At 51.7% G+C, this 19997-nt stretch carries 23 protein-coding genes; 13 read left to right on the forward strand and 10 right to left on the reverse strand.

Annotated features, from left to right (window positions below; genetic code table 11):
* The first annotated feature begins 12 nt into the window (after positions 1 to 12).
* The 5 genes from ACMWKA_RS12555 to ACMWKA_RS12575 all read left to right on the forward strand — a co-directional run bounded on the left by ACMWKA_RS12555 (position 13) and on the right by ACMWKA_RS12575 (position 4910).
* Positions 13 to 1077 carry a GlxA family transcriptional regulator gene (locus ACMWKA_RS12555; protein WP_032618368.1) on the forward strand — a complete coding sequence of 355 codons (1065 nt, stop codon included), beginning with the start codon at positions 13 to 15 and terminating at the stop codon, positions 1075 to 1077.
* 330 nt (positions 1078 to 1407) lie between these two features.
* Positions 1408 to 2043 carry a response regulator transcription factor gene (locus tag ACMWKA_RS12560; protein WP_029881986.1) on the forward strand — a complete coding sequence of 212 codons (636 nt, stop codon included), beginning with the start codon at positions 1408 to 1410 and terminating at the stop codon, positions 2041 to 2043.
* Positions 2044 to 2186: 143 nt separating this feature from the next.
* A complete protein-coding gene (locus ACMWKA_RS12565; protein ID WP_038979854.1) occupies positions 2187 to 4184 on the forward strand; it encodes a BCCT family transporter in 1998 nt (665 codons plus the stop codon).
* 61 nt (positions 4185 to 4245) lie between these two features.
* Entirely contained in the window at positions 4246 to 4593 is a 348-nt protein-coding gene (locus ACMWKA_RS12570) for a DUF1304 domain-containing protein (RefSeq protein WP_013097074.1), read from the forward strand.
* Between the two features lie 71 nt (positions 4594 to 4664).
* Positions 4665 to 4910: a YmjA family protein gene (locus tag ACMWKA_RS12575; protein WP_414760299.1), complete on the forward strand. Its 246-nt coding sequence runs from the start codon at positions 4665 to 4667 to the stop codon at positions 4908 to 4910.
* Here ACMWKA_RS12575 and ACMWKA_RS12580 read toward each other — a convergent pair.
* Positions 4888 to 6414 (reverse strand): EAL domain-containing protein, encoded by a 1527-nt coding sequence (locus ACMWKA_RS12580; RefSeq protein WP_414760300.1) that lies wholly within the window; start codon positions 6412 to 6414, stop codon positions 4888 to 4890. The genes ACMWKA_RS12575 and ACMWKA_RS12580 overlap by 23 nt on opposite strands.
* Positions 6415 to 6662: 248 nt before the next feature.
* Here ACMWKA_RS12580 and ACMWKA_RS12585 point away from each other — a divergent pair, with 248 nt between their 5' ends.
* Together ACMWKA_RS12585 and ACMWKA_RS12590 are read left to right on the forward strand one after the other, a co-directional pair.
* Positions 6663 to 8147: a diguanylate cyclase gene (locus ACMWKA_RS12585; RefSeq protein WP_414760301.1), complete on the forward strand. Its 1485-nt coding sequence runs from the start codon at positions 6663 to 6665 to the stop codon at positions 8145 to 8147.
* Between the two features lie 279 nt (positions 8148 to 8426).
* Positions 8427 to 8675, forward strand: a complete 249-nt coding sequence (locus ACMWKA_RS12590) for a GlsB/YeaQ/YmgE family stress response membrane protein (protein WP_008500746.1) — start codon at positions 8427 to 8429, stop codon at positions 8673 to 8675.
* Between the two features lie 54 nt (positions 8676 to 8729).
* Here ACMWKA_RS12590 and yoaJ read toward each other — a convergent pair whose 3' ends face one another.
* From yoaJ to ACMWKA_RS12605, 3 genes are read right to left on the reverse strand one after another with little or no spacing between them, the layout of a single operon-like run.
* Positions 8730 to 8804, reverse strand: a complete 75-nt coding sequence (gene yoaJ / locus ACMWKA_RS12595; RefSeq protein WP_071830143.1) for a protein YoaJ — start codon at positions 8802 to 8804, stop codon at positions 8730 to 8732.
* Positions 8805 to 8903, reverse strand: a complete 99-nt coding sequence (locus ACMWKA_RS12600; RefSeq protein ID WP_014883431.1) for a YoaK family small membrane protein — start codon at positions 8901 to 8903, stop codon at positions 8805 to 8807.
* Between the two features lie 45 nt (positions 8904 to 8948).
* A complete protein-coding gene (locus ACMWKA_RS12605) occupies positions 8949 to 9977 on the reverse strand; it encodes a sensor domain-containing diguanylate cyclase (RefSeq protein WP_029881992.1) in 1029 nt (342 codons plus the stop codon).
* A 307-nt stretch (positions 9978 to 10284) separates the two neighbouring features.
* Between ACMWKA_RS12605 and ACMWKA_RS12610 the strand changes: the two genes are divergently transcribed.
* Both ACMWKA_RS12610 and ACMWKA_RS12615 read left to right on the forward strand, forming a co-directional pair.
* A complete protein-coding gene (locus ACMWKA_RS12610; protein ID WP_038979863.1) occupies positions 10285 to 10539 on the forward strand; it encodes a DUF333 domain-containing protein in 255 nt (84 codons plus the stop codon).
* An 80-nt stretch (positions 10540 to 10619) separates the two neighbouring features.
* Complete coding sequence (locus tag ACMWKA_RS12615) at positions 10620 to 10925, forward strand: hypothetical protein (RefSeq protein ID WP_013097068.1); 306 nt, start codon at positions 10620 to 10622, stop codon at positions 10923 to 10925.
* Here ACMWKA_RS12615 and ACMWKA_RS12620 read toward each other — a convergent pair whose 3' ends face one another.
* Positions 10926 to 11270, reverse strand: coding sequence for a DUF488 domain-containing protein (locus ACMWKA_RS12620; protein WP_336242213.1), 345 nt, complete (start codon positions 11268 to 11270; stop codon positions 10926 to 10928).
* Between the two features lie 101 nt (positions 11271 to 11371).
* On the opposite strand from ACMWKA_RS12620, the gene ACMWKA_RS12625 reads away from it, so the two are divergent.
* Complete coding sequence (locus tag ACMWKA_RS12625) at positions 11372 to 12079, forward strand: CTP synthase (protein ID WP_014831497.1); 708 nt, start codon at positions 11372 to 11374, stop codon at positions 12077 to 12079.
* Between the two features lie 33 nt (positions 12080 to 12112).
* Here ACMWKA_RS12625 and ACMWKA_RS12630 read toward each other — a convergent pair whose 3' ends face one another.
* Positions 12113 to 13288, reverse strand: a complete 1176-nt coding sequence (locus ACMWKA_RS12630) for a CynX/NimT family MFS transporter (RefSeq protein WP_414760302.1) — start codon at positions 13286 to 13288, stop codon at positions 12113 to 12115.
* A gap of 99 nt (positions 13289 to 13387) precedes the next feature.
* Between ACMWKA_RS12630 and ACMWKA_RS12635 the strand changes: the two genes are divergently transcribed.
* Positions 13388 to 14179 (forward strand): AraC family transcriptional regulator, encoded by a 792-nt coding sequence (locus ACMWKA_RS12635; protein ID WP_038979869.1) that lies wholly within the window; start codon positions 13388 to 13390, stop codon positions 14177 to 14179.
* On the opposite strand, the gene ACMWKA_RS12640 is transcribed toward ACMWKA_RS12635, so the two are convergent.
* Positions 14163 to 14609: a DUF441 domain-containing protein gene (locus ACMWKA_RS12640; RefSeq protein ID WP_008500737.1), complete on the reverse strand. Its 447-nt coding sequence runs from the start codon at positions 14607 to 14609 to the stop codon at positions 14163 to 14165. The genes ACMWKA_RS12635 and ACMWKA_RS12640 overlap by 17 nt on opposite strands.
* A 145-nt stretch (positions 14610 to 14754) precedes the next feature.
* On the opposite strand from ACMWKA_RS12640, the gene yoaI reads away from it, so the two are divergent.
* Positions 14755 to 14859 (forward strand): small membrane protein YoaI, encoded by a 105-nt coding sequence (yoaI, locus tag ACMWKA_RS12645; protein ID WP_020690334.1) that lies wholly within the window; start codon positions 14755 to 14757, stop codon positions 14857 to 14859.
* A 21-nt stretch (positions 14860 to 14880) separates the two neighbouring features.
* On the opposite strand, the gene ACMWKA_RS12650 is transcribed toward yoaI, so the two are convergent.
* From ACMWKA_RS12650 to yeaG, 3 genes are all read right to left on the reverse strand, one after another.
* A complete protein-coding gene (locus ACMWKA_RS12650; RefSeq protein WP_013097062.1) occupies positions 14881 to 15381 on the reverse strand; it encodes a YbaK/prolyl-tRNA synthetase associated domain-containing protein in 501 nt (166 codons plus the stop codon).
* A 114-nt stretch (positions 15382 to 15495) separates the two neighbouring features.
* The gene (locus ACMWKA_RS12655; RefSeq protein ID WP_013097061.1) at positions 15496 to 16779 is read right to left on the reverse strand and encodes a YeaH/YhbH family protein; all 1284 of its coding nucleotides are present in this window, start codon (positions 16777 to 16779) and stop codon (positions 15496 to 15498) included.
* 74 nt (positions 16780 to 16853) lie between these two features.
* The gene (yeaG, locus tag ACMWKA_RS12660; protein ID WP_013097060.1) at positions 16854 to 18788 is read right to left on the reverse strand and encodes a protein kinase YeaG; all 1935 of its coding nucleotides are present in this window, start codon (positions 18786 to 18788) and stop codon (positions 16854 to 16856) included.
* Between the two features lie 431 nt (positions 18789 to 19219).
* On the opposite strand from yeaG, the gene ACMWKA_RS12665 reads away from it, so the two are divergent.
* Positions 19220 to 19966 (forward strand): MipA/OmpV family protein, encoded by a 747-nt coding sequence (locus ACMWKA_RS12665; protein WP_013097055.1) that lies wholly within the window; start codon positions 19220 to 19222, stop codon positions 19964 to 19966.
* Positions 19967 to 19997: the final 31 nt, after the last annotated feature.

Below are 19997 nucleotides of genomic sequence, written 5' to 3' on the forward strand. Positions count from 1 at the left end.
GAAGTGTCATTAATGACAGGTAACATGCGAAATAAGACATTCTTCGGCACTGGGGTTAAAATGCGAGTTGCGTTACTTGCGCTTCCGGGCAACATGCGTTCGGCGCTGGCAGGGCTGGCTGATATGTTTTGGCTGGCGAATCAGGTGATCAGGCTAAACCCTACAGTGAGCCCTGAACTATCCAGGGCTGATCCATTTTTTGACGTCAGGACGATTACCGCGGATGGGCAGCCCGTCAGGGACGTTCAGGGACGAATCATCGAAAGTGATGGCTCATTTAATGAACCTGACAACTTCGAGCTGATCATTGCCAGCGGTATGCAGTTGGATGAGCAAAGATTTCCGGCTGACAAAGCAGCTGTATCGAATGCGGCCGAGTGGTTGAAAGTTAAATATTCAGAGGGAAGCTGTATTGCCTCAGCATGTGCGGGCGGTTTTGTGCTGGGAGAGGCGGGTTTGCTCAACGGACGGGTCTGCACCACTACGTGGTGGTTATATCCAACTTTCGCTGAACGCTATCCACTTGCAAAACCCATATGGGGAAAAACCCTGGCAGAACAAGACAATGTGATAACCGCGGGCGGCCCGCTTTCATGGGTCGATCTGGTTATATACCTCGTACGCAATCATGCTGGTAATGAGCTGGCAAAATTGACAGCTGACATGGCCGTTGCTGACAGCCAGCCTTTGTCACAGCAAATTTATGCGCCCGCAGGTTTTCTCAACTCAAGACATCCTCTACTGACTAAAGCAGAGAGTCTGCTTCGTTATCAGAACCCTGCAATGACGGTAAAGCAACTTGCTGCAGCTCTGAATATGACGACCCGCACTCTGAACCGTAAAATGAAAACGCTCATCCAGGAAAGTCCGAAAGACTTCATTACGCGGGTTCGTATTGAAACTGCATCTGTGCTTCTTGAAAGCCCAGGAAAGACTATTTCACAGATCGCAAATATTTGCGGATATAGCGATGAAACTGCTTTCCGGCGCGCTTTTAGCGCCATGATGGGGATGTCCCCCGGAAGTTTCAGAAAGCGGCTTTTGACAACGAACCCTTCAAATTCTGGCTGCGAATGAGCGGCTATTGTTGGCTTATCAAGGGCGTGACTGAGCTGATGATTGGCTGACCATCCGTCAATATCATGTCGTCCTCTGAATATAAAAGTGTGGCGCGGACAGATTCACACTCGAAAGCGAATGTTGTGAAAGTTCAGTTTTTTTTCGGATTGTCCTGATGCTACTCGCAGTCAATAAGCCTGACGGTTGACGAATGGTTGGCTTGTTTGATTTTACCTACTGTTGGTGTGGAAAAGATATCCGGCATGACGTTAGCAGTCATAAATACTTTGGGAATGGACGCAACTGTTCGTATTATGTCCCTGAAAGATTTAATCAGGAGAAATTGATATGGAAGAGGTTATTTATGTTATCGATGATGATGATGCATATCGGTCGTTTGTTGTTCAGTTCTTAACAGCCGCGGGCTATCAGACGTTTGACTTCAGTAATGCCGAAGAATTTTTATCCTCTCCCATCGTTGATCATCCTTCATGCTTAATCCTTGAATTAAACCTTCCGCGTATGAATGGCTTTGACGTGATGGATGCACTCAAAGCGCGTGGATGCGCTATACCGGTACTCATTCTGACGAAGAGCGGCTCAATCCCTTCCTGCGTTCGGGCAATGAAAGCAGGCGCCCGGGATTTTTTGACCAAACCGGTCGAACCTGAACAACTTTTGCGCGTGGTGAATGAGGTATTGATCGACGCGACAAACCATTTTCTGGAACAGCAACGGTTATTTGAACTGTGCAAAAATTACCAAGCGTTGACGCGACGTGAGAAACAGATTTTTGAGCTGGCAATTAATGGCTTGCAAAATAAACAAATCGCATCGGAACTGGGCATAACAGAAATTACGGTGAAGGTACATCGACGCAGGGTGATGGATAAAATGCAGGTTCGTACGTTAGCGGATCTGGTACATGCTGCCGGCACGTTGCAAATCGGTAAATCCCGATGTCCACCCCGCAGGCTTTATTGATAACGCGGCGATCGTCACCGGACAGTTTATACCACCCTGACATTCATTCAGATTATTGTCCCCCTGGGGTGTTGAATTTTGCTACCCTATGAGAGGTAACGCCTCTCAACCGGGGCGGTCTACGATAATGGAATGAATTGATTATGAGTGAAAATGATACTATCCCAAAGAAGTCTACAAGCCAGATTAACAAAGCGGTATTCTTCACATCTGCTTTGTTAATTTTCCTTCTTGTCGCCTTTGCCGCAGTATTCCCGGATCTGGCCGACAAAAAATTCAAACTCCTGCAGCAACAGATATTCACCAATGCCAGCTGGTTCTACATTCTTGCTGTCGCCCTGATTTTACTGAGTGTTACTTTCCTCGGTCTTTCGCGTTACGGTGATATCAAACTGGGGCCGGATCATGCCCAGCCTGATTTCAGCTACCATTCCTGGTTTGCGATGCTGTTTTCGGCAGGGATGGGGATTGGCCTGATGTTCTTTGGCGTTGCCGAACCGGTAATGCATTACCTTTCTCCGCCCGTCGGCACCCCTGAAACCGTAGCCGCAGCGAAAGAAGCCATGCGCCTGACGTTCTTCCACTGGGGACTGCATGCATGGGCCATCTATGCCATAGTGGCGCTGATTCTGGCATTCTTCAGCTACCGTCACGGTTTGCCATTAACGCTGCGTTCCGCACTCTATCCCATCATCGGCGATCGCATCTATGGTCCTGTCGGCCATGCAGTCGATATTTTTGCGGTGATAGGGACGGTCTTTGGCGTTGCCACATCGCTGGGTTACGGTGTTTTGCAGGTTAATGCCGGTCTGAACCATCTTTTTGGGGTGCCCATCAATGAAACGGTGCAGGTCATTCTGATTGTGGTCATCACGGGGTTAGCGACGATTTCAGTGGTGTCCGGTCTGGACAAGGGAATACGTATCCTCTCTGAACTCAATCTGGGTCTGGCTGTTTTACTTCTGGCGCTTGTGCTGTGTCTTGGACCAACCGTACTTTTACTGAAATCTTTTGTCGAAAATACCGGCGGTTATCTTTCGGAATTAGTGAGTAAAACCTTTAACCTTTACGCCTACGAACCGAAATCAAGCAACTGGCTTGGTGGCTGGACGCTATTGTACTGGGGATGGTGGCTTTCCTGGTCGCCGTTTGTCGGTATGTTCATCGCGCGCGTATCCCGTGGCAGGACAATTCGTGAGTTTGTCACGGGCGTGCTGTTTGTTCCCGCAGGTTTTACCCTCATGTGGATGACGGTGTTTGGTAACAGCGCCATTTATCTCATCATGAATCAGGGAGCAACAGATCTGGCAAATACCGTCCAGCAGGATGTCGCGCTGGCCCTGTTTAATTTCCTTGAACATTTCCCGTTTTCCTCAGTGTTGTCATTTATTGCAATGGCGATGGTCATTGTCTTCTTTGTAACCTCGGCTGACTCCGGGGCGATGGTTGTGGATACGCTGGCATCGGGTGGCGTCGCTAACACGCCTGTATGGCAGCGAATTTTCTGGGCCTCGCTCATGGGGATTGTGGCCATTGCATTGCTGATTGCGGGTGGGCTGAGCGCGCTGCAAACCGTGACAATAGCGAGCGCATTACCGTTCTCCGTGATCTTATTGATCTCAATATACGGACTGTTAAAAGCCCTGCGTCGGGATTTGACCAAACGTGAAAGTCTGAGCATGGCGACGATTGCGCCGACTGCCGCACGTAACCCTATTCCGTGGCAGAGAAGGTTGCGCAATATTGCCTATCTGCCGAAACGTTCTCTGGTGAAACGGTTTATGGACGACGTTATCCAGCCTGCCATGACGTTGGTTCAGGAAGAACTGAACAAGCAGGGGACGTTGAGTCATATCAATGATGCGGCTGACGATCGTCTCCGGCTTGAAGTTGATTTAGGCAATGAGCTGAACTTTATTTATGAAGTGAGGCTACGTGGCTATAATTCGCCAACTTTTGCTCTTGCCGCTATGGATAATGACGAGCAACAGGCAGAGCAACACCGCTATTATCGCGCTGAAGTGTATCTGAAAGAGGGCGGTCAGAACTATGATGTGATGGGCTGGAATCAGGAACAGCTTATCAATGACATACTGGACCAGTACGAAAAACATCTGCACTTCCTGCATCTGGTTCGTTAATACCAAAATGCCGTCCGATGGGACGGCATTTATTTTGCCACTGACTGTGTGAGACAGCCTCATGTTAGCCACTGTACTTATCATTATTGTTGCGTTAATCCATCTCTATATTCTGGTGCTGGAGATGTTCCTGTGGAACACCAAAACCGGGCACAAGGCTTTCAATCTCACGCCCGATTTTGCGCGTGACACCCGCGTACTGGCTGCGAATCAAGGGCTGTATAACGGTTTTCTGGCGGCGGGTCTGCTCTGGGGACTCTGGCTCGGAGAGCGCGGTGTCCCTGTGACCGTCTTTTTCCTGAGCTGCGTGCTACTTGCCGGAATTTTTGGCGCAGCGACTGCCAGTCGAAAAATCCTCTATGTTCAGGCTATGCCGGCTCTCGCTGCCTTACTTGCGCTGCTTATCTAATACTTTGGTCAACGTAATGCGTCCGCTATACTCGGTGCATCACCCGCTAAATGACAGACGAGAGACTGTTTATGAACAACGATATTCCGCTTAAATATTATGACATCGTCGATGAGTATTCGACGGAAACCGCTGAGCCAGTCAGTGAGTCAGAGCATGACGCGCTGGCGTACTATTTCCAGCTGCTGCTGACGCGGTTAACGAACAACGAGGAAATCAGCGAGGAAGCCCAGCAGGAAATGGCCAGTGAGGCGGGGCTCCGCACGGCACGCATCGATGATATTGCGAATTTCCTTAATCAGTGGGGGAACGAGTAGCCCGCAAGGGCATTCTCATCGTAAGTTTCTTCGCCAGTTCACTGCGTGTCAGTGATTTTGAGAAGTACCACCCCTGGATCAGCGCGTCAGGATACCTGTCCGCAATAAAACGAAACTGGGTTTCACTTTCCACCCCTTCGAAAACGAGCGTTTTGTTGAGCCTGGCAAGCGCATCGCAAAAAATAGCAAAAATATTCTGCTTATAATGTTCATTGATACCGTCCACCAGCGACTTATCGATTTTGATTTCGTCATATTCCAGCAGAGAGAGTCGGTCCAGGTTTGAGTTTTTCACTCCGAAATCGTCTATCGATATTCTCACCCCAAGTTTTTTCAGCTCCAGACAAAACCCTTCAAGAATATCTGCACTGGATACCGCTTTTTCTGAAAGTTCCACTTTTATCAAAGACAGGGGGATGTGATTAAATGCACATTCACGACGTAACGTCTGGATAAACTGTCCATCTTCAATCTCCGTTCGCCCAACGTTCAGCGAAATCATCAGCTGATGTTTAATGGCAAGCGGTGCGATCTCAGACAGCGATTTTTCAATAATATTAATATAATACTGTCGGTACAGCCCAATTTTCTTAATTAAAGGAATAAACAGTTCCGGAGAAACATCGGTGCGATGATAATCGCGCCATCTCGACAGCACTTCTATCCCGACAATGCTTTTATCCTGGATACGTATAATCGGCTGGTAGTTAACGCTGATAGAATTGTTTTTTACCGCCTTAACCAGCGTTCGCTCCAGTGAGAAGCGATCTTCGTAAATGCGCATGAAAAACAACGAGATTGCTGTCCAGATAAAACACAGAATAGTCGTCAGAAGAATAAACACCACAATGGGGAGCGAAGCCAGGCCCGCATCGTAATGCTTCACCGTAACGCATATGTCCCATCGCGTGCTGCACTGCGTCAGGATCAGGGTAAAAAGCGCTGAATCTGGCCAGTGGTGTTTTATGACATCTGGCTTAACCGAGAAAAATGTTCGGTCGAAATCTTTCGTCGTGGTACTCAGCGCATAGTTTGCCGTAACCGGCGTGAATTTATCGTAGGCATAACGCGAGGTGAAAATAATCACATTATTATAGATTGCCGCGTTGCCAGTGAAAAAATCTTTTCTCGAAAACTGCGCTAACAGAAAGCCTCTTGGTGTTTTATGGAGTTCTGTCGGTAGAGGGACTGGAGTGGCGAGCTTACCCCAAAAGGCAGTACAGACGACTTGCCCATTTTCAACAAAACCGATATCGGAAAAATAGGGGCTGTCGAGTTTTAGCTTTCTGTAGCGATCAAGGCTGGTTTGATTGCAGCCTCGGGTTGTTACCTCTTTAAGGGCCAGCGCGATGCTTTCGGATAATCCTTCGGAATAGTGCAAAAGCGTCTGGGCGATCTCACGCTGTTTATCCTTCTGCTGGCTGATGATAACCGCATTCACCGCATACAGAGACAGAATGACCAGAATCGTTGATACGATAGCAACGGCAATGATTTTTTTCATTTTCCGGTTATCCTGTCAGCTCCCTGATGGGGTGAATCTTAACACAGCCGGGGCAGGGTACAAGCCTGGTACTCACGGGAGAGAGCGGCAGGCGCCAGGGGATCTCCGTAATAACCCTGACGCAAATTTTAGTGAAGCAAAATAATAACCGCTTCTTATTGTGCGCTTAAGTGCAATTTATTTTCCTCTTATCCTGACCTTTGTTACAGTGACACGAGTTGTCAGCCAGGGATGTCAGGCGTGATAAGGTGGAAAAGCTCGTGCATGTGAAAAATACTTTTTACACAACAACCATTACTGTCATCATTGTCTCGTTGATCATCTCGTTGTCGCTTGCGGTCCAAATTACCACGTCCAGACAGCAGTCAATTCAGCAAATTAATACCGGCGTTGCTAACCTGAGCCATACCCTGGATGTTTATACTGAGGGGATCATGCGTCAAAGCGAAATGCTGATCACCACCATTTCAGACATGATCGACATTTATGGTATGACCCCGGAACAGGCGACCAATATTCAGCGGATAATAGAAAATCAGGATAATCTTCTTAGCCAGATTAACAATGTGGTTATTTACGATGTCAATGGTGACATCTTTACGGCATTGTACGGACGTTTTTCCGGGCCGCGAAAAGGGGCTGACAGATCGTTTTTTATCTATCACAAGGAAAATAAAAGTCAGCAGATTTTTATTGGCCAGCCGGTCGTGAGCAGAACGAACGGGAAATGGGTGATTACGATCAGTCGACGGCTTGAAACGCAGACCGGAGACTTTAACGGCGTTGTCGTGGTGACGCTTGGAATCGAAAATTTTCTGGCACTCTACGGGCAGATTAATATTGGCCATGCTGGTGTCATTGGCCTCACGACACAATCCGGCGTGTTGCTGGTTCGTTATCCGTTTAAAAATAACTACATTGGCGCGATTGTTTCAGACTCACCCCTGTTCAGAGAATACCTGAAGGTACAAAATTCAGGGATTGCCAGCTCGGTTTCGCGGTTTGATAAAGTCGAACGCATTTTCGCTTTTGAGAAAAACAAACGTTACGGATTGGTTACCACCGTTGCAGTGAGTAAAGAAGAAGCACTTGCAGCCTGGCGTAAGCAGGCCATTCAGCTCGCCGTACTCATTCTTATTTTTACCGTGGCGCTTATCGTCGCGTCTTATTTCCTCTATTCGGGTCTGTCCAGAAAAACCAGAGATAACAAAGAGCTCAAGATAATAGCCTCTGAAGATGCGCTGACGGGGCTTTTCAACCGCCGCACGTTTGATGAAAAAATTCTGTCTGAAATCGCCACGTGTGCGGATAACGACACGCCAATTTCTATCCTCATTGTCGATGTCGATTATTTCAAAAAATACAATGATAACTACGGTCACCCAGAAGGAGACCGATGCCTTACCCTACTGGGGAATAGCCTCAGAGAGAGCCTCACCCGCAACAACCAGCTTGTGGCGCGTTATGGCGGCGAAGAGTTTGCGCTGATCCTGCCAGACGCCGATATTCAGGAAGCCATCCGCCTGGCCCAGACGATCATCCGCAATGTATTTTCACTGCATATTGAGCATGCCTTTAGCCCCTTTGGACGGGTAACGGTCAGCGTCGGGGTGTCAACCGCACGTGCCGTTGACATTGCAGGCAGCCAGCAGAACATTATTATTGCGGCTGACCAGGCGCTCTATCAGGCAAAACGCGCAGGACGCAACCGCTATGCCTTTATCGCCGTTTAAGCGGGCAAAAAAATGCCCACTAAAGCGTGGGCAAAAATACTGGAAGCAATGTGAGCAATGTCGTACTGAATACCTGAGCGTTTAACTCAACTATTCAATGTTGAGAAAGATAATCTTTCTCATCTTAAGTTGCAACCCCACATTTCGTGTGGTGCGGTTTTGGATACTAAATGCGCACTCTCTCGCTGTGATACTAATCACAAATTTCCTTTCCCGGATCCTGTGCTATCCTTTTTGTGTCGTTGATTTAATGACAAAAACCATACAGAGAGGAAAGTTATGGGAATTTTATCCTGGATTATCTTTGGGCTTATTGCGGGTATTCTGGCGAAGTGGATCATGCCGGGCAAAGATGGCGGTGGTTTTATCGTTACCGTGATACTGGGTATTGTCGGCGCGGTCGTCGGCGGCTGGATCAGTACGCTGTTCGGGTTTGGCAAAGTTGACGGTTTCAACTTCGGCAGTTTTGCTGTCGCCGTGATCGGCGCGCTGGTTGTTCTGTTTATCTACAGAAAAATCAAAAGCTAAGTTTGATAAGCGTTAAAAAAGGCTGCCAGATGGCGGCCTTTTTACGTTGCGGTGTTACCACCAGCCAAATTGCGTGCCAGCAACGGCGACGATGGCGACGAGCAGCATTATGAGGGTGGTTTTTCTCATTTATGCTCCCGGAGCCGCGTAACCACCGACAAAAAACCATGCTAAAAAAACCACTGCCGTTATAAAAATAACGACCGGGAAGAGGATCCCTATTCTCATGCCATCACCTGTTTTGGTTTTCAGAATGCCGTAGAGTGTACGGGGTTAATCCAAAACGTGAAAGCGCGTTTTGCCTTTACCCTTTTTATCCTGATACATCGCAACATCCGCGACGCGTAATGCGCTGTCCGGATCCATCCCGGCAGGATCAACTTCGACAACTCCCAGGCTTGCACCCGGGTACACAATACTCACACTGCCCAACCCGTATTGGCCGGCAATCCGGTCGCGAAGCCGCGCCCTGAGCAGGTTAATCTGGCCCTCATCAGCCTGATTTTCCGCTTTACTCAGGCAGGCTACCAGGAACTCATCGCCACCCAGGCGGCCGATTATCTCGTCTTCGGTCTTTTCATCTGACAGACGTTTGCCGACTTCAATGAGGAATTGATCGCCTGCTTCATGCCCGTACTGGTCGTTAATCCGTTTAAAATCATCCAGATCGATAAAAGCGATAATTACGTTGCGTTTAAGGTGGCGGCCTAAAGAAAACAGGGTATTGAGATCTTCAAAGATGGCGCGGCGGTTGGGTAAACCGGTGAGAACGTCGGTAAAGGAGTAGGCGATGAGCGCTGCATTTGCTTCTCGAAGTTGAGAAAGCAACGACTCTTTCTGAATATACTGGGCAATCAGCCCGGCAAAGAGTTTTAGCACGTGTTCGCCGCGTTCACTGAGCAGCTTCTTTTCCGTGCTGGTCGCACAGAGCGTGCCGTACAGGGAACCATCCGCCAGGTGAACCGGCACGCTCATGTACGTGGTAATACCGAGCGCTTTCGCGGCGTCGCAATCCGCCCAGCGTTCAGGAACCTCGTTACTGAAAATGGTGTCACTGTCCAGCGCACGTTTGCACAATGTATCGCCCCAGGGCACGCTTAGTCCCTCCGGGATCTGCATCTGCTTACTGTTTCGGGCATACAAAATATGCTGAAGACGGGCATTGATATCGACCTTCGTCAGGTAGGTCGACTCCATTTCGGTCACAAGTTCCAGCATCTCCAGCAACTGGCGAACGAGACTTTCAAGGGATTGTTCCGTGGTGAGCGTTTCTGACACTCGGGCCAGGATGATATCTGACATGACGTAGGTTGACTCCCATGCACAAGACGTCTGCATCTGCATGTTATGCTGAAAATTTCGACTTCAGCCATAGTAAAACATGAATGGTGAGAATTTTATATATCCACCAGAAGCAGGCAGGGGAGAAAAAGGCCCCGTTGTTGAGACCGGGGCAAAGACATCTTGATTACGGAATGATGTTCTCTGGTCATAAGGAGAACACGCCTCACTATAGTGTTGAAAAGTGCAGTTAAAATGGAGAAATGATGGAGAAAGCGACGGCGACCCGTTACCCTTATCTTCTGATGATGTAAAAAGGATCAACACGATGAGATTTCTGCTTTTGGCTCTCGCGCTACCCCTGGCGGCCTGTACCACAAAAACGTCTCCACCTGTTGCCCCACCGCCGCCGCATAGGGTGGGGATGGCTAACCCTGCCTCTGTCTATTGTCTGGAAAAAGGGGGAGAGCAGATCCCAATCCAGAGCCCGCAGGGCGTGCGTACGGAGTGTAAATTGCCCGGTGGCGAAGTGATCGACGAATGGGAGCTCTACCGCCGCGATCATCCGCAACCCGCCAGGTGACAGCAGGACAAAGATTGCGATACACTTCTCTTTAGGATTATTCTTAGCCAGTTTCTGGCCACCGTTATCGTGAGAGAAGTATGTTTCAGCTTAAACCGGGCAGCATGGCGTTGATCATTGGTGCCCGCACGGCCTCAGGCCGTCGCAATGTGGGTAAATCCGTTGAGTTGTTTGGCCTTTGCCAGCCCGGCCAGCGCTTCGTTAACCCAGTCAATGGCGTGATGACGCAGCTGCCTGCGACAGCGGATCGCGCGCTCTGGCTGGTAACTGGCGATGTCTACGCCTTTGATAATCAGCACGGTTTTGCGTTTGTGCGCGCCGAACATCTGCTGCCGCTCACGCCGGATGAGGCACCGCAAACCTTCGATGCGCTGACGGCCAGCTAATTACAGATGGCGCAGCCAGTCGGCTAAGACCATCGCGTGATTCTGCTCGGTATTTTTCGCGGCGTAGAGAAGGGTTAAGGTTTGCTGTCTGGCGAGGGTTGCAAGACGCAAACCTTCGTCTTTATGCTGCGCCAGCTCTTCCCGATACGCCTGGCTGAAGGCAGTGAAATCAATGGTTTCACTGTGAAAGGCCTTACGTAACCCGTCAGAAGGCGTGAGCGCCTTGCACCATTCATTATGCACAAGGTCTGCTTTTTTCACCCCCCGCGGCCACAGTCTGTCCACCAGCACCCGATAACCATCCTCCGGGGCTGCCTGTTCATAGACGCGCTTGCACTGAATCATCATTTCCCCCTCCCAATTTAAGGTATTGTGATTATTGCAGAAGATCGGTAGTCTGAGGTTCCTTATGTTATCTGATAATACTCTGGCATAAGGAACCTTTCATGGAACACCTCCCGGTTAAAACGACGCTGCGCATTGCGCTGGTTGGCGATTACAATCCCGATGTGATTGCGCACCAGGCGATCCCGCTGGCCATTGATGATGCTGCTGCAGTACTGGATCTCACCGCTGATTACGACTGGCTTGCTACGACGGAGCTGACCAGCCCTGAAGATCTGGTGGGTTACGATGCCATCTGGCTGGTTCCTGCAAGCCCCTACAAAAACACCGAAGCCGCCTTTATCGCTGCACGCTACGCGCGCGAAAACAGCATTCCGTTTCTCGGCACCTGCGGCGGTTTCCAGCATGCATTGATTGAGTATGCGCGTAATGTGCTCGGCTGGAGCGATGCGGCGCACGCCGAAACGGACACCGAAGGCTCAATGGTGATTGCGCCGCTGACCTGCTCGCTGGTGGAAAAAACCGATGCGATTGAACTGCGCAACAACACGCTTATTGCGAAAGCCTACGGCAAGCCGGAAATTGAAGAGGGATATCACTGCAACTACGGCGTATCCCCGGAATTTGCGCAGGAGCTGGAGAGCGGTGATATGCGCGTGACGGGCTGGGACGAGCAGGGGGAAATCCGTGCCGCAGAACTGGTCACCCATCCGTTCTTCGTGATTACCTTATTCCAGCACGAGCGTGCAGCGCTGGCGGGGCGTCCGGTGGTGTTAGTACAGGCGATGCTGCGTGCGGCACGGGGATAAATAACAGGCAGACCGTCAGGTCTGCCACTGTTTTTAGCGGGGCGTGATCTCCCGGTCGCGCCCGGCAAGCATGCCGCAGATGGCCATCACCACCGAGGCCAGCGCGCAGGCCAGAAGGGGAATCTGCCAGTCACCGGCGGTATCGTGAATTTTCCCCATCAGCGGAGGCCCGCAGGCGGCCAGCAGATAACCAATCGACTGCGCCATACCGGACAGTGCCGCCGCCTGATGAGCAGAGCTGGCGCGCAGGCCGATGAACGTCAGACCGAGGATCATCGTTGCTCCGGTGCCAAAGCCAAACACCAGCGTCCACACGACTGCCAAATCCGGTGCAAACCAGAAACCGGCCGCACTCACTGCGCACATCAGGGCTACGGCGCCGGCGATCCCGCGTTGATCGTTCAGACGATGAAGGATCAGCGGTACGGCAAGGCCCGGAATGGCCGTGGCCAGCTGTAAGAGTCCGTGCATGGAGCCCGCCTGCGCTTCGCTGTAGCCGTGGCTGAGTAATATCGCGGGCAACCAGCCGATGATGACGTAGTAAATCAGCGAGTTAATGCCGAGAAAGAGCGTCACCTGCCAGGCGAGGGCAGAACGCCATATGGCGCGATTGTGCAGCGCCCCTGCACCGGTCACCGTGGCGACCTGCTTCTGGCGCCACTGCGGCAGCCAGAGCAGCAGCGCCAGCAGGGGAAAGATCATCAGCATCAGCAGCGCGCCATGCCAGCCTGCGGCTCCCTGGGCGAGAGGAACAATCAGCGCCGAACCGAACGCCGCCGAAACGCCCATCGTCAGGGAATAGGCCCCGGTAAGGCGGGCAACCTGGCTGGGAAAGTCGCGTTTGATTAAGCCCGGTAACAGCACATTCCCGAGCGCGATACCGCAACCGATCACCGCCGTGCCGGTAAACAGCAGGGCCGCAGAGGGCAGAGGGCGCACGGCAATCCCGGCGCAGATCAGCAGCAGGGCGAGGAACAGGCTGCGCTCCATGCCGATACGCCTAGCTACGCCCGCGGCAAGCGGCGAGACAAGGGCAAACGCTAATAGTGGCAGGGTGGTTAGCAGGCCGGTTTGCGCGGTGGTTAATCCATATTCAAGGCGAATGGTATCGAGCAGCGGCGCTGCTCCGGTAAAGGTGACGCGAAGCGTCGTGGCAATCATCAGAATGCCGGCGATCAGCAACGCGCCTTTGCGAGTAGCAGTAGTCATTGTTTTCTCATACGTTCAGGCGAGCGCACACAATACCGATTTTCGCCGTGGTTGAAATCAGGCTAAAATGACAGTTTATCGCTAATATCGGACAACCTGATGAACGGTCTGGGACTCGACGGCTACGATCCCGATAGCCAATTCGATGCCGCGGTCGCGTTTCGCATCCGCGTGGTAGCGCAGGAGCAATATATTCCGCTCCATCAGCACCGCAAAGGGCAGCTGATTCTGGCGCTAGGGGGCGCAATCACCTGTGAGGTAGAAAATGCCATGCTGATGGTACCGCCCCAGTATGCCGTGTGGATCCCCGGGCAGATGCCCCACAGCAACAGGGCCACGCCAGGCGCGCAGCTCTGCTTTTTGTTTATTGAACCGGGTGCCGTCAGTCTGCCGGACCGGTGCTGTACCCTGAAAATATCGCCGCTGGTGCGGGAGCTGATTCTGTCGCTGGCGGGAAAAACGCGTGAGCAACTGCCGCTTGCCACCACCTCTCGTCTGGTGGATGTGCTGTTTGATGAACTGCCGCTCCAGCGACAGGAGCATTTACAGCTGCCTGTTTCCCCTCATCCTAAAATTCGGTTGATGAGCGAAAAGATGGCGGAAGAGCCCGCCGCGTGGCAGACGCTGGCGCAATGGGCGAACCACTTTGCCATGAGTGAGCGCAACCTGGCGCGGCTGGTGGTCAAAGAGACGGGCTTAAGCTTTCGCCGCTGGCGTCATCAGCTGCAGTTGATTGTGGCGTTGCAGCTGCTGATTGGCGGGAAGTCAGTTCAGCAGGTGGCGCAGTCACTTGGTTATGACTCCACCACCGCCTTTATTACGATGTTTAAAAAGGGGCTGGGGCAAACGCCCGCGCGCTATATTGCCAGCCTGACTACGACTTCCCAATAAACAGCGAAACCAGCCCGGCGGCAATGAGCGGGCCCACCGGAACGCCGCGAAAGAGCGCCACGCCAAGCACCGTTCCCACCAGCAGGCCAGCCACCAGCGAGGGCTGGCTGCTCATCAACGTGACGCCGCGACCACCCAGCCATGACACGAAAATCCCCACCGCGATAGCCACCAGTGATTTCCAGTTAACAAACGAGTGCAGCAGCGTTGAGGCCGGAAGCGTGCCGCTGGCAATGGGGGCCATCACCCCAATGGTCAAAATGATTATCCCGATCGTCAGGCCTTGTTTTTCTATCCACGGGAAAAAAGTGTTTAACGGGGTGACGCGCACAATGATCAACACCAGGATCGAGATGGCGACGGTGGTGTTATGGCTGATAAAGCCGAGTGCAGCGAGTGCCAGAAGAATGAGCAGAGTAGGGTCAAACATGAGGAGTCCTTGCCAGAATAGTAAGCCTGCTTACTTTACGCGGAAAAACGGCTGACGACAGCGTTTTAAAAAAATAGGGTATTGTCATATCCGTGTCATTTGCAGGGGATAAAACGGCATCAGGCATCGCAAAGGGTCGCTAAAGATGAACGATCACATGTTTGTTGAAACGCTGATTATCTCCTCATCGTTTTTCGCTATTGCGGTGATTTTGATCGCATCAGTTCTGTTTCTGGAAAAGAGAGGCTGACAGAGGTGTCAGCCATCACGGTCACGCTTTACGAAACGTCACCAGTTCAGGGCGGGCAATGCGCAGATAATCCTGGGTATCCATGATCACGGATTTTTCCAGCAGACCGGCATTGAACGCGATTTCGTCAAAACGCTCGAACAGGAGCGGGTCGGCGACCAGCGTCAGATCCGGATGGAAGCTAAACGGTGGGATAGCGCCAAACACGCAGGCGGTCAAATGATCGACTTCGGCCGGGCTTGCGAGAGAGGCTTTTAAGCCGCCGAAATGGCTGGCAAGCTGGCTCAGGTCGGCCTGCTGGTCAGCGGCCAGGATCGCCAGAACGTGTTTTTTTACGCCATTTCCCTTCACTTTGCAGACCAGCGCTTTTGCGCCTTGCCCCAGATCGGTTCCGCGAATTTCGCTTACCGCTTCGCATTTTCCTACGGCCTCGTGCTCCATCACGCGAAAGCGCGCACCTTGCTGCGTTAACAGCGAAATGAGTTGCTGGTGGGTAGCCGTACCCTTAACCTCATCAGACATAGTCAGTTTACCTGTTATCTGCCAATACGCAGTTTCCAACAGTAACACAGATCATTTTGCGAAGGGGATGGACGAAGGGGAAAGAAAACAGCCAGCGTGTTGCTGGCTGTGGGGTCAGGCATTGCTGGTGGCCGATTGCTTGTGGAACAGCTCCCGGAACACCGGATAGATATCATCCTGGTCACGGATGTGTTGCATGGCGAAATTTTCGAACATCGATTGCAGATGTTCATATTCACGCCACAGCGTCTGGTGAGCACGACGCGTGATTTCGATATAGCTGTAGTAACGCACCACCGGCAAAATTTTCTTCGCCAGAATGTCGTGACACAGCGGCGAATCATCCGCCCAGTTGTCGCCATCCGACGCCTGCGCAGCATAGATGTTCCACTGAGCCGGATCGTAACGCTCTTTCACCACCTCATCCATCAGCTTCAGGGCGCTCGATACGATGGTGCCGCCGGTCTCCTGCGAGTAGAAGAACTCATGTTCATCCACCTCTTTGGCCTGGGTGTGGTGGCGAATATAAACCACTTCCACGTTCTTATAGGTTCTGCTCAGGAACAGATAGAGCAAAATGTAAAAACGCTTCGCCATATCCTTGGTGGCCTGGTCCATTGAACCGGAGACGTCCATCAGACAGAACATGACAGCCTGGCTCGAAGGCTCCGGCCGTTTTTCGTAGTTTTTATAGCGCAGGTCGAAGGTATCAATAAACGGTACCCGCTCAATCTTCGCCCTCAGCTCGGCAATCTCTTTACGCAGGCGCTCCTCTTCCAGCAGTTGCGCCGGTTCTGTGTTTTCTACCACCTTCAGGCTGCTTTCCAGTTCGCGCAGCTCCCGCCGTTTACCGGCCGTCATGGCCGTGCGCCGCGCCAGCGAGTTCTGCAGCGAACGAACGACGCTGATATTGGCCGGTACGCCGTTCGCGGTATAACCCGCGCGATGGGTTTTGTATTCGTTAAGCTGACGGTGCTGGTTCTTTTTCAAATTAGGCAGCGCCAGATCCTCAAAGAGCAGGTCGAGATACTCATCTTTTGAGATCTGAAAGACGAATTCATCCTGACCTTCACCATCCTGACTGGCCTGTCCTTGACCGCTTCCTGAACCACCGCCGCCTCCTTGTGGGCGCTCGATTCTGTCGTTCTGAACGAAGTGGTCATTACCTGGGTGTACGCGATGGCGCAGGCCGCCACGCCCCTGATGAAACATCGGTTCGCTGATGTCATCGGTGGGGATGGAGACAGACTCGCCGCTGTCGACGTCGGTTACCGAGCGTTTGTTGATGGCCTCGGAGATCGACTGTTTAATTTGCGCTTTGTAACGGCGCAAGAAGCGCTGGCGATTCACCATGCTCTTGTTTTTGCCGTTCAGACGCCGGTCAATAAACCAGGTCATATACCCCCCGTACTGCATTTGCCAACTTGCATTTTGTCGGCCCGGTGAGCGTTAAACGCTACCGGGCACTTGTTTTAAGACGATTTCCGTACGCGCAGATACCATTCGCAAAGCAAACGAACCTGTTTGCGGGTGTAGCCTTTTTCCATCATACGGTCGACAAAATCGTCGTGTTTTTTCTGCTCGTCAGTTGAGGTTTTGGTGTTAAACGAAATGACGGGTAACAGCTCCTCGGTATTAGAGAACATTTTCTTCTCGATGACCGTGCGCAGTTTCTCGTAGCTGGTCCAGTTCGGATTACGACCGTTGTTATGCGCTCTGGCACGCAGTACGAAGTTCACAATTTCGTTACGGAAGTCTTTCGGGTTACTGATCCCGGCAGGCTTCTCAATTTTTTCCAGCTCCGCATTCAGGGACTCACGGTCAAACAGCTGTCCGGTATCCGGGTCGCGGTACTCCTGATCCTGGATCCAGAAGTCAGCATAGGTGACGTAACGGTCAAAGATGTTCTGGCCGTATTCTGAATAGGATTCCAGGTAGGCCGTCTGGATCTCTTTGCCAATGAACTCGGCATATTTCGGGATCAGATAACCTTTCAGGAACTCAAGGTAACGTTCCGCCTGCTCCTGTGGGAACTGCTCGCGTTCAATCTGCTGCTCCAGAACATAGAACAGGTGGACCGGGTTGGCCGCCACTTCCGCATGGTCGAAGTTAAACACGCGGGAGAGGATCTTAAACGCGAAACGCGTGGACAGACCGTTCATGCCCTCGTCGACACCCGCGTAATCGCGGTACTCCTGATAAGACTTCGCTTTCGGGTCGGTATCTTTCAGGCTTTCCCCGTCATACACGCGCATTTTGGAGTAGATGCTGGAGTTTTCCGGCTCTTTCAGACGCGACAGGATGGAGAAGCGCGACAGCGTTTCCAGCGTGCCCGGTGCGCATGGGGCATGCATTAGCTCACTGTGGTTAAGCAGTTTTTCGTAAATTTTGATCTCTTCGGAGATCCGCAGGCAATAAGGCACTTTGACGATGTACACACGGTCAAGGAACGCCTCATTGTTTTTGTTATTTCGGAAGGAGACCCACTCGGATTCGTTCGAGTGCGCCAGGATGATGCCGTTGAACGGCAGGGCAGAGATACCTTCCGTCCCGTTGTAGTTCCCCTCCTGGGTGGCCGTCAGCAGCGGATGCAGCACTTTAATGGGTGCTTTAAACATCTCGACGAATTCCATAATGCCCTGGTTCGCCCGGCACAGTGCGCCGGAGTAGCCGTAGGCATCCGGGTCATTCTGGGCGTAGTTTTCCAGCTTACGGATATCGACTTTACCGACCAGCGCCGAGATGTCCTGGTTGTTCTCATCACCCGGTTCCGTTTTGGCGATGGCGATCTGCTCCAGAATGGATGGCCACACTTTTACGACGCGGAATTTGGTGATATCGCCACCAAACTCATGCAGGCGTTTCGCCGCCCACGGCGACATGATGGTGCCGAGATAACGACGCGGAATGCCGTACTCTTTATCCAGAATTTGCGCATCTTCCTGCGGGTTAAACAGGCACAGCGGATGGTCGTTCACCGGGCTGCGTTCACCGTTGGCGCTCAGCACATAGATAGGCACGCGCTGCATCAGCGATTTCAGCCGTTCAGCCAGCGACGATTTACCGCCACCCACCGGGCCGAGTAAATAGAGGATCTGTTTCTTCTCTTCCAGACCCTGAGCAGCATGCTTCAGGTAGGAGACGATTTGCTCGATGGCATCTTCCATGCCATAGAACTCTTCAAACGCCGGGTATCGGGCGACCACCCGATTCGAAAAGAGACGGGAAAGCCGTGGTTCTTGGGCAGTATCAACCATGTTTGGCTCACCAATAGCCATCAATAGCCGTTCTGCCGCGTTGGCATAGGCACTGCGATCTTGCCGACAGATGGTAAGAAACTCCTGCAGTGTGAACTCTTCGTCCTTGGCAGCTTCATAGCGCTGGCGATAGTGATCGAATATATTCATGGCATGCCGTCCTTTCGTTTTTTAGCACAGGATAAGAGCCGTTCGTATGAGTAGTGGAGGCTCCCGGAAGAGAATCTCTCGCACCTCACTGCCAGAGCAGCAACCTGTGTGCCAGGTCAGACGCTAAGAACCGCGGGGCGTGCAGGAAAACTCTTCTTAAATTAAAGCGTAGATGGCATTTGCAAAACTTGCATGCTGATAAAATCTAATTTCAATGACATATCAATAACTCATCCAAAAATATCCATTGCCGTTATATGTCATACGGGCATTTTTCACCCTGCGGTCACAGAAGTGAAAACGGCCTGTCATCTGAAAAATGAAAAATAACGGGTTAATCAAACTGATTAGCAGGCAAAAAATTTGGGGAAGTACGGGTCTGGCGGTTACACTTCTCCCGCTGATTATTTGACTACAGGAAAGAATGGATTGTGACCAAACTCAAACTTCTGGCATTGGGCGTACTCGCCGCGACCGCAGTTAGCACCGCACAGGCGGAAAGCCAGTGGACGGTAGGTGCGGGCGTTGGCGTCATTAACAGCCCGTATAAACAGTATGATCGTGATGTTTATCCCGTTCCGGTTGTCACCTATGAAGGCGATAACTTCTGGTTCCGTGGACTCGGCGGCGGCTACTATCTGTGGAACGATACGGCCGATAAGCTCTCCATTATGGCCTACTACGATCCGACGCACTTCAAACCGGGTGACAGCGACAGCCACGCCCTGCGTCGACTCGACAAGCGTAAGAGCACCATGATGGCGGGTCTCTCTTATGTGCATAACACCGAGTATGGCTTCCTGCGTACCGCGCTGGCGGGAGACACGCTGGATAACAGCAACGGCTTTATCTGGGATCTGGCGTGGCTCTATCGCTACACGAACGGTGCGTTAACCCTGACGCCAGGTATTGGTGTGCAGTACAACAGTGAGAACTACAACGACTACTACTATGGCGTTTCTAAGAATGAATCCCGTCGTAGTGGTCTGAAGAGCTACAGCGCAGATGATGGTTGGGATCCGTACCTGGAGCTGACCGCGAGCTACAACTTCCTGGGTGACTGGAATGTATACGGTACTGGCCGTTACGAGCGTCTGAGCGACGAAGTGAAAGACAGCCCAATGGTCGACAAGTCCTGGGCGGGTATTTTCTCTGTCGGTGTGACCTACAAGTTCTGATTGCGCATTAAAACAGTGCAATCTTTGCATT

Source organism: Enterobacter sp. 03-F-07-AD-ECC (assembly GCF_047530935.1).
In the GTDB taxonomy this organism is placed as follows: Bacteria; Pseudomonadota; Gammaproteobacteria; order Enterobacterales; family Enterobacteriaceae; genus Enterobacter; species Enterobacter cloacae.

Excerpts from the sequence above, each read along its gene's own strand:
- ACMWKA_RS12555 (WP_032618368.1), top strand. The coding sequence starts at position 13 with ATGACAGGTAACATGCGAAATAAGACATTCTTCGGCACTGGGGTTAAA.
- ACMWKA_RS12560 (WP_029881986.1), top strand. The coding sequence starts at position 1,408 with ATGGAAGAGGTTATTTATGTTATCGATGATGATGATGCATATCGGTCG.
- ACMWKA_RS12565 (WP_038979854.1), top strand. The coding sequence starts at position 2,187 with ATGAGTGAAAATGATACTATCCCAAAGAAGTCTACAAGCCAGATTAAC.
- ACMWKA_RS12570 (WP_013097074.1), top strand. The coding sequence starts at position 4,246 with ATGTTAGCCACTGTACTTATCATTATTGTTGCGTTAATCCATCTCTAT.
- ACMWKA_RS12575 (WP_414760299.1), top strand. The coding sequence starts at position 4,665 with ATGAACAACGATATTCCGCTTAAATATTATGACATCGTCGATGAGTAT.
- ACMWKA_RS12580 (WP_414760300.1), bottom strand. The coding sequence starts at position 6,414 with ATGAAAAAAATCATTGCCGTTGCTATCGTATCAACGATTCTGGTCATT.
- ACMWKA_RS12590 (WP_008500746.1), top strand. The coding sequence starts at position 8,427 with ATGGGAATTTTATCCTGGATTATCTTTGGGCTTATTGCGGGTATTCTG.
- ACMWKA_RS12600 (WP_014883431.1), bottom strand. The coding sequence starts at position 8,903 with ATGAGAATAGGGATCCTCTTCCCGGTCGTTATTTTTATAACGGCAGTG.
- ACMWKA_RS12605 (WP_029881992.1), bottom strand. The coding sequence starts at position 9,977 with ATGTCAGATATCATCCTGGCCCGAGTGTCAGAAACGCTCACCACGGAA.
- ACMWKA_RS12610 (WP_038979863.1), top strand. The coding sequence starts at position 10,285 with ATGAGATTTCTGCTTTTGGCTCTCGCGCTACCCCTGGCGGCCTGTACC.
- ACMWKA_RS12615 (WP_013097068.1), top strand. The coding sequence starts at position 10,620 with ATGTTTCAGCTTAAACCGGGCAGCATGGCGTTGATCATTGGTGCCCGC.
- ACMWKA_RS12620 (WP_336242213.1), bottom strand. The coding sequence starts at position 11,270 with ATGATTCAGTGCAAGCGCGTCTATGAACAGGCAGCCCCGGAGGATGGT.
- ACMWKA_RS12625 (WP_014831497.1), top strand. The coding sequence starts at position 11,372 with ATGGAACACCTCCCGGTTAAAACGACGCTGCGCATTGCGCTGGTTGGC.
- ACMWKA_RS12630 (WP_414760302.1), bottom strand. The coding sequence starts at position 13,288 with ATGACTACTGCTACTCGCAAAGGCGCGTTGCTGATCGCCGGCATTCTG.
- ACMWKA_RS12635 (WP_038979869.1), top strand. The coding sequence starts at position 13,388 with ATGAACGGTCTGGGACTCGACGGCTACGATCCCGATAGCCAATTCGAT.
- ACMWKA_RS12640 (WP_008500737.1), bottom strand. The coding sequence starts at position 14,609 with ATGTTTGACCCTACTCTGCTCATTCTTCTGGCACTCGCTGCACTCGGC.
- yoaI (WP_020690334.1), top strand. The coding sequence starts at position 14,755 with ATGAACGATCACATGTTTGTTGAAACGCTGATTATCTCCTCATCGTTT.
- ACMWKA_RS12650 (WP_013097062.1), bottom strand. The coding sequence starts at position 15,381 with ATGTCTGATGAGGTTAAGGGTACGGCTACCCACCAGCAACTCATTTCG.
- ACMWKA_RS12655 (WP_013097061.1), bottom strand. The coding sequence starts at position 16,779 with ATGACCTGGTTTATTGACCGGCGTCTGAACGGCAAAAACAAGAGCATG.
- yeaG (WP_013097060.1), bottom strand. The coding sequence starts at position 18,788 with ATGAATATATTCGATCACTATCGCCAGCGCTATGAAGCTGCCAAGGAC.